Source organism: Pedobacter jeongneungensis (genome assembly GCF_000633455.1).
Lineage (GTDB): Bacteria > Bacteroidota > Bacteroidia > Sphingobacteriales > Sphingobacteriaceae > Pedobacter > Pedobacter jeongneungensis_A.
In genome coordinates, this window is record NZ_AYMG01000012.1 from 41894 (window position 1) to 58009 (window position 16116).

The 16116-nt window shown below is 37.4% G+C and carries 15 protein-coding genes and 1 other RNA gene; 3 read left to right on the forward strand and 13 right to left on the reverse strand.

What is annotated here, in order from left to right:
* Nucleotides 1-39 precede the first annotated feature (39 nt).
* Both U859_RS0111370 and U859_RS0111375 read right to left on the reverse strand, forming a co-directional pair.
* A complete protein-coding gene (locus U859_RS0111370) occupies nt 40-489 on the reverse strand; it encodes a hypothetical protein (RefSeq protein WP_025143497.1) in 450 nt (149 codons plus the stop codon).
* 79 nt (nt 490-568) lie between these two features.
* Nucleotides 569-1345 (reverse strand): XRE family transcriptional regulator, encoded by a 777-nt coding sequence (locus tag U859_RS0111375; RefSeq protein ID WP_025143498.1) that lies wholly within the window; start codon nt 1343-1345, stop codon nt 569-571.
* Between the two features lie 133 nt (nt 1346-1478).
* Between U859_RS0111375 and U859_RS0111380 the strand changes: the two genes are divergently transcribed.
* Nucleotides 1479-1829, forward strand: a complete 351-nt coding sequence (locus tag U859_RS0111380) for a GIY-YIG nuclease family protein (protein ID WP_025143499.1) — start codon at nt 1479-1481, stop codon at nt 1827-1829.
* Nucleotides 1830-2234: 405 nt separating this feature from the next.
* Here the strand turns inward: U859_RS0111380 and U859_RS0111385 are convergent, their stop codons facing one another.
* Both U859_RS0111385 and U859_RS0111390 read right to left on the reverse strand, forming a co-directional pair.
* Nucleotides 2235-5408 carry a peptidase MA family metallohydrolase gene (locus U859_RS0111385; RefSeq protein ID WP_025143500.1) on the reverse strand — a complete coding sequence of 1058 codons (3174 nt, stop codon included), beginning with the start codon at nt 5406-5408 and terminating at the stop codon, nt 2235-2237.
* 144 nt (nt 5409-5552) lie between these two features.
* Nucleotides 5553-8009, reverse strand: a complete 2457-nt coding sequence (locus U859_RS0111390; protein ID WP_025143501.1) for a transglycosylase domain-containing protein — start codon at nt 8007-8009, stop codon at nt 5553-5555.
* A 142-nt stretch (nt 8010-8151) separates the two neighbouring features.
* Here U859_RS0111390 and U859_RS0111395 point away from each other — a divergent pair, with 142 nt between their 5' ends.
* Nucleotides 8152-9030 carry a polyphosphate kinase 2 family protein gene (locus tag U859_RS0111395; protein WP_025143502.1) on the forward strand — a complete coding sequence of 293 codons (879 nt, stop codon included), beginning with the start codon at nt 8152-8154 and terminating at the stop codon, nt 9028-9030.
* Here the strand turns inward: U859_RS0111395 and rnpB are convergent.
* The 9 genes from rnpB to U859_RS31060 form a co-directional block, all read right to left on the reverse strand.
* Nucleotides 9030-9435: RNase P RNA component class A (gene rnpB / locus U859_RS31070), an RNA gene on the reverse strand. The two genes, U859_RS0111395 and rnpB, sit on opposite strands and share 1 nt — an antisense overlap.
* Nucleotides 9436-9493: 58 nt before the next feature.
* Nucleotides 9494-9916 (reverse strand): c-type cytochrome, encoded by a 423-nt coding sequence (locus U859_RS0111405; protein ID WP_025143504.1) that lies wholly within the window; start codon nt 9914-9916, stop codon nt 9494-9496.
* 176 nt (nt 9917-10092) lie between these two features.
* Complete coding sequence (locus tag U859_RS0111410; RefSeq protein WP_025143505.1) at nt 10093-10743, reverse strand: SCO family protein; 651 nt, start codon at nt 10741-10743, stop codon at nt 10093-10095.
* A gap of 254 nt (nt 10744-10997) precedes the next feature.
* On the reverse strand, nt 10998-11258 hold the full coding sequence (locus U859_RS31605) for a YHS domain-containing protein (protein WP_025143506.1): 261 nt from the start codon (nt 11256-11258) through the stop codon (nt 10998-11000).
* A gap of 108 nt (nt 11259-11366) precedes the next feature.
* On the reverse strand, nt 11367-11798 hold the full coding sequence (locus U859_RS0111425; protein WP_025143507.1) for a hypothetical protein: 432 nt from the start codon (nt 11796-11798) through the stop codon (nt 11367-11369).
* A gap of 10 nt (nt 11799-11808) precedes the next feature.
* Nucleotides 11809-12786 carry a transporter gene (locus U859_RS0111430; protein ID WP_084153056.1) on the reverse strand — a complete coding sequence of 326 codons (978 nt, stop codon included), beginning with the start codon at nt 12784-12786 and terminating at the stop codon, nt 11809-11811.
* Nucleotides 12749-13786, reverse strand: a complete 1038-nt coding sequence (locus tag U859_RS0111435) for a cytochrome-c peroxidase (RefSeq protein ID WP_037505375.1) — start codon at nt 13784-13786, stop codon at nt 12749-12751. Before U859_RS0111435 ends, U859_RS0111430 begins: the two co-directional genes overlap by 38 nt.
* Nucleotides 13786-14556, reverse strand: coding sequence for an MbnP family protein (locus U859_RS30385; RefSeq protein WP_025143510.1), 771 nt, complete (start codon nt 14554-14556; stop codon nt 13786-13788). The genes U859_RS0111435 and U859_RS30385 overlap by 1 nt, the downstream gene beginning before the upstream one ends.
* Nucleotides 14557-14712: 156 nt before the next feature.
* On the reverse strand, nt 14713-15084 hold the full coding sequence (locus U859_RS31060; protein WP_025143511.1) for a hypothetical protein: 372 nt from the start codon (nt 15082-15084) through the stop codon (nt 14713-14715).
* 249 nt (nt 15085-15333) lie between these two features.
* Between U859_RS31060 and U859_RS0111450 the strand changes: the two genes are divergently transcribed.
* Nucleotides 15334-16065 (forward strand): hypothetical protein, encoded by a 732-nt coding sequence (locus tag U859_RS0111450; RefSeq protein ID WP_162799919.1) that lies wholly within the window; start codon nt 15334-15336, stop codon nt 16063-16065.
* The last annotated feature ends 51 nt before the right edge of the window (nt 16066-16116 follow it).

Consider the following 16116-nt stretch of genomic DNA (forward strand, 5'->3'; position numbering starts at 1 on the left):
AGAACGCTTTTGAAAATTAATTAATTACTCTTTATTTATCTATCCTTGTGCAGGTGGATTAGAAACTACAGGTGCTTTATCTTTATTTCCTCTGCCCATTCCTTTTCTCATTTTCTCTCCTTTTTCTCTGGCTTCGGCACGGAAAGCATCCATTTTTGTTTTTTGATCTGCAGTTAAAACAGCATCTATTTTAGCTTTTTGTTCATCCATTGCTGCTTTACGTTCTTCCATCTTGCCTTTCCTATCGCCTTTATCAGCAGATCTCCAGGTATCCATTTTCTTTGCGTTTTCCAACTCAATGGCATAGATTTTAGTTTTCTGATCGGCGGTTAAGCTTAACTGTTTTTCCAATCTTGCGGTTACTTTGTCTGCCCTTTGTTCTGCAGTCATTTTTGGCATTGGCCTTCTGGCATGCTTTGTTGTGTCTTGAGCAAATGCAGCGGTTAAACCCATTACTGCAATTGCGATTGTTAAAATTGCCTTTTTCATGTTATGTTTTTTTATGTGTTTGTTGAATTAATAGATACATAAAAACGCAAACGGTTTAATCGGCTCTTGTTAAAAAATGTTAATTTTTATTTAACTGCGAAATAGATTTCTGCATCTGGGCCATCATTTGCGTCAGCGTTTCCATAGTTGGATCTGGTGTTGGCTCTGGTAATGAGGTTGATATATAGGCTTTTGCCTTCCAGATTTCGAGAATATCTTCTGCCGCAATAGTATAAGGATCGTACACCTTATTATCAGATATTAATTTCAAATCTTTATTTTCTCTGAAACGGTTGCCAGCCCTTTTATATACTACACCTTCGTTTTTACTGATGACGATGTAAGTTTCTCCTGTTTTTACTTCGTTCCAGTTGTCTAAATATTCACCGATAATCACACTGCCTGGCTGAACAGGTAACATACTATCGCCCATAATCTCAAAGGCCCTGAATGTACCCTGCCTCAAAGCAGCTAAAGGAAGCTGGAATTTAGGAAGATCGCTAATGTACTGTGGATCGGAGAAGCCGTTTAAATAACCCGCACTTGCTTTCACAGGAACCAGTTCGATGTTCTCACGGTCGTTCTGATCTACTGAAATGCTGAGTACGCGGAGGTTGGAGCCCTGGCTTTTTGGCTTCGGTTTCCAGCTGTCGGATATTTTCTCATTAATGAACTCGTCGATGGTCAGATCAAAATATTCTGCTATTTTTTTTAGTAAATCATATTTAGGTTCCGCCCGGTCTTCCTCATAAGCGCCGATAAGCGATCTTTTGATTTCCATAATATCAGCGAAATTCTGCTGTGTATGGCCTTTTTTCTTCCTGAGGTACTTTAAATTATTTGAAATATTCGACATAAAAATAAATTTTAAAATAAATTTGGAATTACTAAAATAGTTAGTAATTTTATGCTCATAAAGTTAGTAATATTATTTTGAATTGCAAGAACATATACTAAATAGTTTAGTTTAAAATTTAAATACAAGATTGATGAAAAAGTTTGTTTATATCGTTACCGACAGAAATCGTACAAGTATGCACGTGGGCATGAGCTCTGATTTGATTAAGACACTGGATTTCTACAAACAGATGCCAAACTTATTTTTTGATAGCGGACAGCAATTAACCCGTTTGGTTTATTTTGAAGAGTTTAAAACAGAAGCGCAGGCGTTGATTCGTTTTAAATCGATCAGCAGGTTTACACGTATGCAAAAAGAACGTTTGGTGAGGTCTTGTAATCCTGACTGGATTGATTTGACTATAGGCCTTGATTTCGAAAATATTCTTTTACACAGAAATATCACCAACCAGGTTAAGCTATCCTTCTCGAGTTTATCTTAACTCATATAAAGGTGTAATAAGGTAAGAAATAAAAGAATTATAATGAAAGCAAAAGTTATGTATAAAATTAATGCTTGAATGATTAGTTCCGTTAGGATATTTAATCATTCAAGCATTTGACAATAACTTGATATAGGTAATTTGAGCTTATAAAAAAGATTATATGTGGATGAGTAGGTTATTATTTATTCAACAACTCAGCCACCTGCGAACATCTGAATTTATATAACTTTCAAACCCTTCAAAATTATGTAAGTAATTTTATGTTGCATAATTGAGCTAAAGGACAGTAAGTAGGGTATCATTTATTAACCACCTGAGCTAACTTAGAATAAGTGAGTTTATACAACTTTACAATATTCAACTTTCCAACCCTTAACCTGTAAACCAATAATTCAGCTCTCTCTACCACCCTGGGGCAAAAGTTAAACCGAAAACTCCGGTTTTAACATCTTTTCTTTGAAAGGGGATCGCATAATAAGGTTCCAATACAAAGTAACCAAAAACATTTACCCTTAGTGATATACCAACACTCATTGCCGGTACACGCTCTGTTGTAGCCTGATAGGTAACGGGATTTCCTTTGGTATCTAAAACTGGCGCGCCTTTGCTATCTAATAAAGTCTCTGTAGTGTAAGTTGGCTCGCTTTTAAACTTCACTTTAGTATCGTTTGTCCAGGCTAAACCTGCATCAAAGAATAAGTTGAGATCTGAAAATAATAACTTAGATGGTATTGCTGCCAACTTTTTAGGACCTGTAAATGGTAATCGGACTTCAAAATTGAAGACAGCAATTTTACTACCTGCCAATTGATTGATGTCAAATGATTCTGATGACTGCGCAGACGTATTTTTATAAATCGAGTTCGATTCGTAACCCCGGATGAGGTAAGGATAACCCACATACATTGGATAAAGCCTGTCAGCATCTTTACCAATTCTTAAGGTATTGTAACTTCTTACGGCAAAAGTTACCGGCTTAGCTCTCCAATATTTACGTAGATCGGCTGTAACACCTGCGAAATTATAAGTGCCAAAGTATTTTTCTCCGCTTACACGGTATCTGTAACCATCAAGTGGGCCTGTTAAGCCAAAAATGGAATTATCACCAACAAAACCGGCATTCAATTGATAAAGGGTAAATGAACTTAATGGAATACCAATCGCATCTGCAGCAACATCGTTAGCAACCCTGCTTTTGTCTGAGCCGATATAATAACCGTTCGCATCGTAATAATTGCTGTATCTGTCAACACGGTAACTGTAATGCGAAAATGCTCCGCCCAATTCAAAACGGTGTATTTTACTAAATGGATAAGCGCCAAAAACCTGAAACTGGTCTTCGAAAGTTCTCACGATATCCGTTCTATCTACCTGTGCTTTGGTGGTTTTATTATCGCCATTTGGAATATCTTCATAGCCATAAGATCTAAATCCTGATACATAAGGGATGTGCGAAATGGCTGCTCCCCAGTTGATCCTGCTTTTTTGATTAATGTATCCTACCAATCCACCGAAATCATAAATTTCTCCATTGACAGATAGATTCGCGATAATTTGATTGGTACCCAATATATCGCTGAACATCCCCACAATACCCCCAGAAACACCTGTTCCAAAACGACTGGTAGAAACGCCAACACCACTGTTTGCCAGGTAATCTAATCTGAATTTTGGTCTGTATGGAACCGTTCTCATCGAATCGGCTACGATTTTTTCGAATCGGTCGAAGTTGTTCAGGTTGGAATTGATGATGTTTACTCCTATATTTTCCATAGGAGGGAGGATTGCTGCATCGAAGTTTTCTTCGCGGTTACCAATGCGTTTAGCCTTGAAACTGCTCAATTTGGCATTGTATAAAGTATAACGTTGGTAACGGTAATAGCTATATACAATATCATCTGTTGTGGAAACCGAAATGGCTGGCGAAAACTCGGTAATTCCACTGATACCGGTAAAATAATCGGTTAACTGATCAACCGTATTATCAGTGAAATTGTATTTATATAAGTTTCTGAAACCATCTCTGTTTGAGAGGAAGTAGATATTCTGACTATTTGCAGAAAATTGTGCGTTTAAGTTGTTTGCTCCGGGGAAAACATCAAGATTGCTCACCGTTTTAGAGGCAATATCATATACTGCTAAGTTAATGGGTAATACAGCGTTGATTACGTTTGCCTGAATTGCAGCTCTATCTGATGAAAATACTAATTTTTTACCGTCAGGAGAATAACTCGGTGCATAATCAGAATATACATCATCTGTAATCTGAGTCACTGCTTTGGAATCGAGATTATAAGAGAAAATATCACTTTGTCCTTCAACCATGCCCGAAAATGCAATATCTTTTCCATTTGGCGACCAGGTTAAATTACCAAATTGTTGCACCTGTGCCATTGGAGTTTGAGAAACGGTGGTGCCATTAGCAACGTTGATGATCATCATCTGGTTTTTACCTTGACTGAAAATACTGAAGGCAAACTGTTTGCTATCGGGCGACCATGCCCCGGCAGATTCGATAAAGTTAAAATCATCAATGTGGCCGTTTGATATCTGACTGCTTAATTTCCTGATGATACGTCCTGTTTTTGCATCTGCAAGGAACAGATCGATACCAAAAAGATCTTTTTCAGACATAAAAGCCAGGTATTTTCCATCAGGACTAAGGGCAGGGGCAACGTTCATGTTTCCCGCATTCTTATTATCGATGATTTTAGTACCAGTAATTTTAATCTGAGAACTATCGGCTTTTAACATCGGCTTGTAATGTGCATCTATGGAGTTTTTCCAAAGACCAGACAGCGTTTTGTCGTCGTAACCAAAAGTGTATCTAATGGCATTTTCGTAGCCATATTTTGCTGTATTCTTAAATAAAGGAACAATAGTGGTATCACCATATTGCGAACCGATATAAGTCCAAAAAGCCTGACCATAACGATAAGGAAAGTATTTGTTGGAATTGGTTAAGTCTTTTAAAGAAGGAATGTCGCGGTTCAACATGGCATCACGCATCCACATGGAAGTAAAAGCATCTTTTTTACCAATAGAAAGGTATTCGGCCATCCCTTCAACCATCCATAATGGTGTCTGTCCAACATTTTCCAAACTGATCGAATCTTTCTCTAATAAAAGGTGATATTGAAAGGCGTGAACCAACTCGTGACCTAAAACGTGTCTGGTTTGGCTGTTTAATTCCATAACAGGCATAATTACCCTGTTTTTCAGCGCTTCGGTAACCCCGCCTGTTCCAATGCCAATTTCTCCGTTAAGTACCGTTGTTTGTTGGAAATCAGGATGGTTATTATATAAAATAATTGGATTTTTCTTTAAAAAAGTATCTCTAAAAACCTCCTGATGCATTTTGTACCAGGTTTCGGCATCCTGCGAAAAGCGTTTTAAAAGTTTCTCATTTTTAATGTAGTAGTAAATTTCGAAATGGGGTGTTTGTAAAACTTTAAAATCAAGTGTTTTGTACCTCACCTTATTTTGACCGAAATATTGTGCTTTAACAGAAAAAGAAAGAATAAGCAACAGCAATAAGGAACAATACCGCTTTAATAAAGTAGAGCCTTTTTTCATATATATGGTTTTAGTAATGATTGTTCAATAATTTACAAAAATGAAAAGGTAAAAATCCGGAAATAAAAATAGCAATAGTTTAAAAGACTATTAAAAATTTAACACTTTTTAAAATTTCACTACCTGTTTTACACAAGCAGTGAGCTATTGTTGATTGTTGTTTTCGTTTTTCTTTCTTTCCTTTTCTTCCTGACGCTGTTTTCTCTTCAGTTCACGTTCTTCTTTTCTGGTTAGCGGAACAGTGGGGGTAACGGGATTTTGAGCAGGCTCTGTTTTCTTTTCTTCTTTTTTAACCTCAGGTTCGTTGTTTACCGGTTCAGTAGTAACGGGTACTTCGGTAGGAACGGTAAAATCAGTAGAATCAACTGTTACGCTGTCTGTTGATGTTGTGTCCCTGATAATTCTTGGACTAGGGCAATTGTAAGTGCGGGTAATATCAACTGTTGCTTTGGGGAAGGGACCATAAGTATATCCTGATTTTGGATCGAGGTAAACTTTTTCCATAAACTTTGCAAAAATTGGCAGGGCAGTTCTCGATCCTTCACCTTGCTCACCATTTTTAAAGTGGGCTGTTCTTTCATCACAACCTACCCAAACACCCGTTACCAGATCTTTGGTTAAACCCATGTACCAGGCATCAACATAATCAGAAGAAGTACCGGTTTTACCACCAATCTGGTTGTTTTTCTTAAACAGGTTAGGCCACTCCCACAAGGCTTGTGAAGTACCTTCTGGTTCTTCCATGCCGCCACGGAACATGTACGTCATTAACCAGGCAATTTCTTCAGTTAAAACACGCTTGGTTTTTGGCTTAAATTCGTCAATTATGTTATTGTCCTGGTCGGTAATTTTTTCAACCAATATGGGGTCGGTTTTAATCCCTTTATTCATGAAAGTAGCGTAGGCTTTTACCATTTCGTAAACGCTAACATCGTTTGAACCTAAACTTACTGATGGAACAGATTCCAAATGACTGTCAATACCACATTCGTGCGCATATTTAACCACATTATCCCAACCTACCTTTTCGGTAACCTGTGCGGTAATGGTATTCACCGATTTTGCCATTGCCCAACGTAAACTCATTTCTCGGTAAGAAACACTGTAATCGGCATTTTTAGGCTCCCAGTATTTGGTCTGGCCCTTATCCTGATAAGCAATTTTAACTGGTTTATCAGTAAATTTATCACAAGGGCTCATGCCTTGTTCTAAAGCAGTTAAATAGGCAAAAGGTTTAAATGTAGATCCTGCCTGGCGTTTAGCCTGATTAACATGATCGTATTTGAAAAATTTATGATCGATACCGCCCACCCAAACTTTAATTTTTCCGCTGGCAGGTTCCATGGTCATCATACCCGTATTTATGATTTTTCCGTAATAACGAATAGAATCTAAAGTAGAAAACAAAGTATCGCGATCACCTTTATAGGTAAAAATCTGCATCCTTTTCTTTTTGTTAAAATAGGCTTTAACAGAATCTGGATTATTCGGAAATTTCTTTTGTAAAAGGGCATAGATTGGCAGGTTTTTCATTGCTCTATCCGGATAATCGACTTTTTGTTTTTCAGAATCATACCATGGATCTTCATTGCCCCAAACACTGTAGAACCTGCGTTGTAAGATCCTCATCTCATCAGCAACGGCTTCTTCGGCATATCCCTGAAGTCTTGAATCGATAGTAGTATAAATTTTTAAGCCATCTTCGTAAAGATCGTAACCATTATCAGTGCACCATTTTTCGAGATATTTAGCTACTGCAGCCCTTAAATAAGAGTCGCCATCGCTGCCATCCTGCATTTTACCTTCTTTTAATTTGATGGGTTCTTTTGATAATTCAGCCAAGCTATCCTTGCTCAGGTATTTGTACTTATTCATCTGAGCCAGCACCACATTTCTCCTTTCCAGTGCCTTTGCAGGGTTTTTGGTAGGGTTATATAAGGTAGTACCCTTCAACATTCCCACCAACATGGCTGCATCGGTAGTAGATAAATCTTTAGCTTCTTTATCAAAATAAATCCGGCTGGCCGTTTTTATACCATAAGTATTATTACCGAACGAAACGGTATTGAGGTACATCGTAATGATGTCGTTTTTAGAATAATTAGACTCCAGTTTTACTGCAGTTTGCCATTCCTTTAATTTAACAATCAATGTTCTCACTAAAGGGATTTTGATTAATAAGCCCTGCGATTTATTATAACGTGTACGGTAAAGGTTTTTTGCCAATTGTTGCGTAATGGTACTGGCACCGCCATCTTTACCTAAGCCTATAACAGCCCGGCCCACAGCCTGAGCATCAATTCCCCAGTGTTTGTAAAAACGTACATCTTCTGTTGCTACCAAAGCTTGTATCACGCTAGGGGCAATTTCTTCATAGTTTACAGGAGTTCTGTTCTCTTTAAAGTACCGTCCGATCAATTTTCTATCAGCGGTATAAAGTTCTGAACCTACACGAAGGGTAGGCGCTTTGATATCATGAACACTTGGAGAATAGCCAAACAACCACAAAAAATTTAGCTGAAGCGCAGAAAAGAAAATTATTATAAAAAATAAAAATATGGCAGAATAACGTAAGTACTTGTTTTTTATCTCTTTAAACATATTGGATATGGTGATATTTAGGTAATTGCTGTGGCGTTAAATATAAAAAACTCTATATGCAAATTAACGTATTTAATTTACTTATTTTTTAGTTCTATATTTAAATTACAGATGCATCGATTTATATAAATAATACATGACTATGAAGAACGAATTTAAAGGCTTAATTGTACAAGGGGATAAGAAATTTTCGCTAAAAAACCATAAAACCGACTTTACCGGTGGATACAATAAGGAAAAAGCAAAAGATGCACTGGTAAATTCGAAAATAGAGCTTAACCACCTGCAGGAAAAATTGTATGCATCGGGAAAACATTCGGTACTGATTATCTTCCAGGCAATGGATGCGGCAGGTAAGGACAGTGCTATTGAACATGTGATGAGCGGATTAAATCCACAAGGATGTCAGGTTTACAGTTTTAAAGTACCTACATCTAAAGAATATGAACATGATTTTTTATGGAGGCATTATAAAGCCTTGCCAGAACGCGGACGGATCGGTATCCATAACCGTTCGCATTATGAGAATGTTTTGGTTTGTAAAGTACATCCTGAATATATTTTGAGTGAAAATATTCCGGGTTTTACGGAAGTAAAAAAGATTAACAAAGATTTTTGGCAACAACGTTATAAAAGCATCAAAAACTTTGAGGATCATTTAACTGCCAACGGAACAGTGATTCTGAAATTTTTCTTAAATGTGAGTAAAGAGGAGCAAAAAGAACGCTTTTTAGAGCGTATAGAGGATCCTACAAAAAACTGGAAATTTTCTTCAGGAGATATTAAGGAAAGGGCTTTGTGGGATAAATATATGGATGCTTATGAAGATGCCATCAATGCAACAAGTACCGAAGAATTGCCCTGGCACATTATACCAGCAGATAAAAAATGGTTTGCCCGTTTGGCCATTAGTGAGATTATCGTTGATAAATTAAAAAGTTTAGATCTCAAATTTCCGGTATTGGGTGAAGATGAAACAGCTAAATTGAGTGAAACCAAGAGTATTTTGCTAAGTGAATAAAAAAATGCAGGTCTATAAGCCGGGTTCTGTTTCCTGATTGCTCAGGCTTCTATCATTTATCCACTATAAACGTTGCCGTTTATCTCTAACGACCTACCCACTAACATCGGACGGGCAGCCCTTTATCCCGACATAAAGTCGGGATGTTAGCCTATTTGGTCTTTCAACTCCCGGGGTTTACAAACCACTGCAGTCGCCTGCAATGCTCGTGCGCTCTTACCGCACGTTTTCACCCTTATCCCGATGCCGCAAGCGGATACTGGACGGTATATTTTCTGTTGCACTAATCCGTAGCTCAGGTTTTCATTCCTGAACCCCTTTCCGTTAGAAAGCGGGATGCCCTGCGTTGCCCGGACTTTCCTCTCTTCCGGTTTTACCCGAAACAGCGATAGAACAACCTGCATTTTGCGCAAAGATGGTTTTTTTTGACCACAAAGACACAAAGAACACGAAGATTTTGTATTTATTTACAATTCTGTAAATCTTTCGAAACCTGAGCGTAAGGTACAAAGCCCTGTTTATTGCCAAAAGAATTGGTTACAAAAACCATTACCTGTGCTACGTCAATATCAGCCAGTTCAGGGAATGCGGGCATTTTTTCTTTGTACTCTTTACCATGAACAATCAACGTTTCATTAGCTCCGTTTTTAATAAAACAGGCCAAACGGGCTTTATTTGACTTTAAAAACAGTGAATCGGTTAAAGGCGGCGCAAGCTGACCTAAGCCTTCACCATTTTCACCATGGCAATTTTGGCATTTGGCTTTATAAATGTCTTTTCCGTTCGACATGTAATTTTGCAGATCAATGGTTTCTTGATTTTGGCAGGAAACAATGATGCCTGTAATAAAAAGGAAAAAGATTGAACTGATGATGTACTTGCGCATAGATGTTAGTTATTAACCACAGATAAGGACAGATGAACACAGATTTAGTTGTATGTTATCTCTGTTTATCCTGTATATCTGTGGTTGAAAATATTATTTGTACTTGCCCAGGAAGTATGGGATTCATTGAAAAATAGCATTATTCCGTGTAAATCCGTGTTTCTGCAGCAATCTTATTACTTTTTATATTCTGCCAATAAAACAGGAATATCCTTTTTTAACTGCTCTACCTGATCTTCTTTGGTGCCATCATAAGCACCACGGATACGTCTGTCTTTATCAATTAAAACTAAATAGCCCTGGTGGATATAACCATCCTTAGCAGTACTGTCTTCGCCAACGGCCACCAAGTAGTTTTTTTCGGCCAAAGTGTACACGCTATCTTTAGTACCATAAAGAAACTGCCATTTAGGACCATCAACGCCTAGTTTTTGAGCATACTTTTTCAAAACATGAGGTTTGTCGTATTTAAAATCAATCGTGTGTGATACAAACATTACATCTGGATTGGTTTTAAAGTCATTATAAACCGTCATTAAATTGCGGTGCATGGTAGGGCAGATGGTGGTACAGGAAGTAAAAAAGAAATCGGCCACATAAACTTTGCCATCCGTTGCCTTATTGGTAGTTACAACGCTATCCTGGTTTAAGAAAGACCAATTTGGAATGGTTTGATAAACCGTATCGATTTTTTCTACACCAGCAGCATCTTTAACGGTTTCGGCATGACGCTCGCCATAAAAAGGAAGTTTTCTCTCTTGTTTACAGGCTGTAAATATAGAAATAGCCATTAGGGATACAGCTAAATAAGCAGTGATTTTATTCATGATGTTATTTTAAAATGTAAATATACGAGGTAATTTTGTCTGGGACGTTAATTGTTTCGAAAAGTCCGAAAGTCGGGAGTCTAAGCATTTAAAATACACGGATTCATATCTTCCGACCTCGGTCTTCCCGACTCCTAACTTGTTAATTCTTTTTGAGAGTCCGCGGTCAGATGTCCGAAAGTCGGAGGTTTGGGCAACTAAAATATATGGCTACATATCTTCTGACCTCGGACTTCGGACTCCTGACTCCCGACTTATTTTTTTACGTACTTTGCGGGCTCTGCTACAAACTTTTGCTTACAGCTTTCTGAACAAAAATTATAGGTAACTTTATTATAAATCGTTGTTTTTGATGCATTAGCTTTAATCTTCATTTTGCAAACAGGATCTGTTACCACTTTTTTTGCTGAATCGATCAAATTTGTTTTTGGTGCATCAATCATAGATGTTGCATTTGATTTTACTGCTATTGTTGCTAATCCAATTAGGATTATTGCTGAAATTGATTTTTTCATTTTGATTTTCTTTAAGGTCGGCGGTCGGAAAGACCGAGGTTTGGGTACTTAACGGCTAAGCCCCATATCTTCCGACTCCGGTCTTCTGACCTCCGACTTATTGATTAATTATTTAATTTTATATATTTTAATTAACGAATCTGATTCTCTCGTAACCTTGATGTAACTATCTTCAACAGCCCTGATTTTGACCATTTCGGATTTGTAATAATCAAGATCTTCCTGGTCCGTTTTTCCTTTAAAATCGTCTTTGAAGAAGTGCATCCAATCCATCATTTTTTCATCAGCAGCATTTAATTTTGTAATTAAATCTTTGATTTTTTGTTTTTGTAACAATGAATCCTGAGCAAGTTTAACCTGATTGGATACCAGGATTTTATCTAACTTCATTTTATTTTTCACTACTTTTTCTCCATCAACCATCAATTTATCATGGATGTTAAGTACTTCCTGACGTATAGCTTTCGCATCAGGCTCCGTTTTACACGAAAAAAGCAGTGCTGTGGCTAGGCTTAACAACAAAATGTTTAGTCTTTTCATATTCTTTGATTTAAAAATTATAGGTAATCCCAACGTAAACCTTTCCCGCACTCATTGGATGGTCGGTTTCAGCTTCCCAGATGTTCTTTTGAATACCTGCATTTAGTGCTACATTTTTATAAAAAACATCTACACCTGCACCACCCATCAGGTTGTTCATCACGTGCTCTCCGGTTTTTTGACCTTTGTATTTTTCTCCACCAGAATACTCGTAAAAGAACTGTGCAGATGGCATAACCTGAACATCCTTTCCGATTCTTTGGGTATAAAAAATATTCAGGAAACTGGTTGTACTGTTCGCAATGCCTTCATCACGACCGTTGGTTCCGTTAACCTTGTAAGAAGTGTTTAAACTTGCTCCAAATTTGCCCAGGCCAACCATATAATTTAGGTATACAAAGCCATCAGTGCTTCCCGTTCCAGCCTGCATTAGCGACGAATAGCGGATACCGGCAGTATTTTTAAAATCATTTTTGCCTGTTGGTAATTTTATACCCGCTCCTGCAATCAGCTGTTGTTTAAAGTTATCTTCCAGTTTCTGAACGAGGTGATAACCCGCATATAAATTGATATCGCCAAGGCCCGAAATAGAAGAAGTATAGCCATTATAACGCTCACTGTTGGAAACGTAAGGTAAAATGGCATTAATTTCCAGTTTGCTGTTGATGAAATATTTCCCTCTGATTTCTAAAGAACGGTAAAGTTCGTAATCTGCTGGATTACCTGCATGATTGGTTATCGGAGAATCCTGACTACGGGCGGGAATAAAGAAATTTCCCCCATTAGGGAACAGGGAATGCGATTGTCCTTCATAACCATTAAAAGAACGGTAGCGGTATAAAAGACTGATACTATTGCGGTTATAATATGGAGTAATTCCCATAAAACAGCCGCAAATGTCGCAGGCAAAAACCTGGCTGCTGCAGAGTACTAAAATTAGAATTAATAATTTACGACTCACTGTATAATGTATTTTTGATAAATTCATTGTCTGTTAGTGTTTTTAAGAATACTTTAATCTGCTCTTTTTCTGTTGAGCTTAAGGAGATGCCACTTTTTAATTGTGCATCAAGATTGGCTGATGCTTTAACGCCAGAATTGTAGTGTTCTAAAACCTCATCCAAACTGTAAAAACGGCCATCGTGCATGTATGGACTGGTATATTCTATGTTACGTAAGGTAGGTACGCGGAATTTTCCAAAATCAGATGCCAGGCCTGTAATATGCGATCGCCCTTCGTCGCTACTTACCATATCCAAACCATGACTTCGGTATGAAAAATCAGTAAAAAAAGGTTCAACGTGGCAGGATGTACATTTTTCTTTGAATATGTTGTATCCAGCCTGTTCTGTAACAGTAAAAGAAGTCCCACTTTCTTTACGCATTACCTTATCATATTTTGAATTGCCCGAAACCAATACTGCCGTAAATTGCGTTATCGACTTCAAAATAAGTTGCGAGTTAATTTCTGTTGAACCAAAGGCCTGCTTAAATAAATCGGGATAAGGCGCTGTGTTTTTAAGGAACGTCACGATTGTTTGTATATCAGTACCCATTTCGCAGGCATCGGTAATGGCGTTTAATGGCGAAGTTTCGATGTTTTTTACGCCTCCATCCCAAAAGAACGCTTTTTGCCAGGCCAGGTTAAAAAGTGGAGGCGTATTCCGCTTTCCCTGGCAATTATTCACGCCATGGCTCACTTTATGATCCAGTTGGGTAAAAGCAGCAAACTGCTGATGGCAGCTTCCGCATGAAACGCTTTTATCGGCCGATAGTCGTGCTTCGTAAAATAATTTCTTGCCCAATGCAAAACCTGCATTGGTTAATTTATTGTCTTCGAAATTGTATGCCGGAGCAGGGAAGTTAGCAGGAACCGAAAAGGTGATTTTCTTTTCCTCAGGTGTTAGCTCATCTTCATTTTTGCTACAGGCATACATCATCGCAATGCTGATTAAAAGCACTGCGATGACGGTTATTTTCCTCAACATTAATTATGGATGTGATCTAAACGGAATAAACCATTTGCATAATTATTGGCTACAATAACAGAATTTGCACCACCCATGGTAAAGTTTAAATTAGCAAAGCTAATGTCGGTTTTACCTGTAAACAATGCAGCCGCATTTACAATAAAGTGCATGTTCGGTTTGCCATCGGTACGTACACGGAGCGGATTTGCCGCATTAATCTCTGTAGCAAAAGTTCTGATGGTATTATTTGGATCGGTAACGCCACCAATGTGGAAAGTAAGCATATTTCCGGCAGCTGCTGACTGTGGTGAAGTTCCTTCTAGTTTAACGAATATGTAACCGCTGTTCCAGGTCCAGAACATACCATTGATTGGATCCAAAGCTCCGGTTTGTGCACCGGCAAAATTACGGGCATAATCTACACCAATAGTATATTCAATCTTAGTATAATCGCCTGTCGGAACATCTTTTAAGGTAATGTTTGTCGATTCTGCTTTCGAAGCATCAATTAAAAAATAGCTCTCCGGAATGAGATAAGTCGTTCCATCTGCTTTGCTTAATTTGATATTGCTAACATAGTATTTAAATACGTTAATTTTAAAATCTTCGCCTTTGGCATTTTTGTAAGTAGTGGTATTTAAAACTAAAGGACTTCCGTTTACCTGGTTTTCAAACTCAATAGAGAAAGTAGATTTAGTGTCAGCGGCAACTTCATTGCTGTCTTTTTTGCAAGAAGATAATAGTATAATAGGGCATAACAATGCCAAAAAGTATTGTGATAATTTCATTTTAAGAAAATTGGATAAGTAAAAAATAATTGAAGAAATTCTAATACAGTTGTCATGCTGATCCGATAGCTATCGGATTCATTTCAGCATCTTTTGATGAAATACACCATAGACCCTGAAATAAATTCAGGGTGACGATCGCAAAGAAAAGTTTACTTAAACCGTTTTCGGTGGATGGAAAATAGAAATCGAAAGATCTTTAACCGGTTTTTCGATGTAAAGATTTTCTGAAGTGATGATAAAATAGGGAAGATGATGATTTAAAGCTATTGTCTGAAACTGAGGTTCAGCCTCAGTAACTCTTTTCAGGTTTTCCTGAGCCTGTTTGTTTTTGCCTTCGAGCTCTTTTAGCTTTTTAGCCAGGAAACATTGTCCATCGCAATGGAGCTCAGGATGTTCTTTGTTAATACAGAATACACTTGTAATGTACTCTTTATTCATTTTGTACCCGGAATAAATCGCCAATTGCATGAAACCATTAGAAACGGTACAGGTAATTAAAAGATATATGAGGACTTTTTTGAACATTTTTATTGTGCTGCAAAAGTATTAAAGAATTTGGTTGCGGCAAAGAAAAATTAAATTGAATTATGCAACGACAACTTTCAATCGTGTGATTGTTTTTAGCCACGGATTCACGGAGGACACGGAAAAATTTTTCTTATCATTTTTTTTGGCTGTTCCTCCGTGTTGATCTGTGTCTCCGTGGCTATAAATTACCTGCATTTTTAGTTAAAACAAATTTTATCTATCTTGCCATACACAAAAATGAAACCTATGAAATTATTTAGAACTATCGCAGTGATGATGGTATTGTCATCATGTGCCAAAAAAGAGGTACCCGATGTACCACCAATTTTTAACGACCCCAATTGGACCAGAGTCGAAATTGCTGGTGGGAGAGAAGCTCACGCCGTTTATGGGGATATTGACGATACATTAATGGTATCTACCCTAACAGAAATTTATCAAACTACCGATAAGGGCAAGACCTGGAAAAAAACAAAAGTAAATAATCAACCTATTTATGGTTTTCTATCTGTAAAGGATACCATTTTTGGTTTACAGGCAAACAGCTTGAAGGATAAAGCCAATGAAAAATTGGCAACTTTTAGCCAGTATTTTAGTTTGGATAAAGGATTTACATGGGATAGGTGCGCTAAATACGATATCTCAGAAGAGCGATCTCAAGAATATGCAGTTGTTTTTTTAGACTATCAGACTAAAATAAAGATAAAAGAGAATTTAGAGCCAATTAATGGAAACCCCGATCATAATTACATTTTAAAAAGTGATATTGAGGTTTTAAAAAATGGATTTTCAGAAATATTGAAGGTTCCATTTAATAATCAGCTTACCAACTTACATCTGGATAAGTTAGGAAGGCTTTATGTTTCTGCAACAAGGAGTATACATGATAAAAATACAGGGAAAGCCTTGGCAGCCGAAAAAAATGAACCCGCAATTATTTATATTTCTAAGAAAAATGTGAGGGAATTAATCGATTAATAGAAAAAATATTGCTCCGTGTTAATCTGAGTCTCCGTGACTAACTCTAAT

Excerpts from the sequence above, each read along its gene's own strand:
- U859_RS0111410 (WP_025143505.1), bottom strand. The coding sequence starts at position 10,743 with ATGAATAAAATCACTGCTTATTTAGCTGTATCCCTAATGGCTATTTCT.
- U859_RS31605 (WP_025143506.1), bottom strand. The coding sequence starts at position 11,258 with ATGAAAAAATCAATTTCAGCAATAATCCTAATTGGATTAGCAACAATA.
- U859_RS0111450 (WP_162799919.1), top strand. The coding sequence starts at position 15,334 with ATGAAATTATTTAGAACTATCGCAGTGATGATGGTATTGTCATCATGT.
- U859_RS0111380 (WP_025143499.1), top strand. The coding sequence starts at position 1,479 with ATGAAAAAGTTTGTTTATATCGTTACCGACAGAAATCGTACAAGTATG.
- U859_RS0111395 (WP_025143502.1), top strand. The coding sequence starts at position 8,152 with ATGAAGAACGAATTTAAAGGCTTAATTGTACAAGGGGATAAGAAATTT.
- U859_RS30385 (WP_025143510.1), bottom strand. The coding sequence starts at position 14,556 with ATGAAATTATCACAATACTTTTTGGCATTGTTATGCCCTATTATACTA.
- U859_RS0111375 (WP_025143498.1), bottom strand. The coding sequence starts at position 1,345 with ATGTCGAATATTTCAAATAATTTAAAGTACCTCAGGAAGAAAAAAGGC.
- U859_RS31060 (WP_025143511.1), bottom strand. The coding sequence starts at position 15,084 with ATGTTCAAAAAAGTCCTCATATATCTTTTAATTACCTGTACCGTTTCT.
- U859_RS0111385 (WP_025143500.1), bottom strand. The coding sequence starts at position 5,408 with ATGAAAAAAGGCTCTACTTTATTAAAGCGGTATTGTTCCTTATTGCTG.
- U859_RS0111435 (WP_037505375.1), bottom strand. The coding sequence starts at position 13,786 with ATGTTGAGGAAAATAACCGTCATCGCAGTGCTTTTAATCAGCATTGCG.
- U859_RS0111370 (WP_025143497.1), bottom strand. The coding sequence starts at position 489 with ATGAAAAAGGCAATTTTAACAATCGCAATTGCAGTAATGGGTTTAACC.
- U859_RS0111405 (WP_025143504.1), bottom strand. The coding sequence starts at position 9,916 with ATGCGCAAGTACATCATCAGTTCAATCTTTTTCCTTTTTATTACAGGC.
- U859_RS0111390 (WP_025143501.1), bottom strand. The coding sequence starts at position 8,009 with ATGTTTAAAGAGATAAAAAACAAGTACTTACGTTATTCTGCCATATTT.
- U859_RS0111425 (WP_025143507.1), bottom strand. The coding sequence starts at position 11,798 with ATGAAAAGACTAAACATTTTGTTGTTAAGCCTAGCCACAGCACTGCTT.
- U859_RS0111430 (WP_084153056.1), bottom strand. The coding sequence starts at position 12,786 with ATGAATTTATCAAAAATACATTATACAGTGAGTCGTAAATTATTAATT.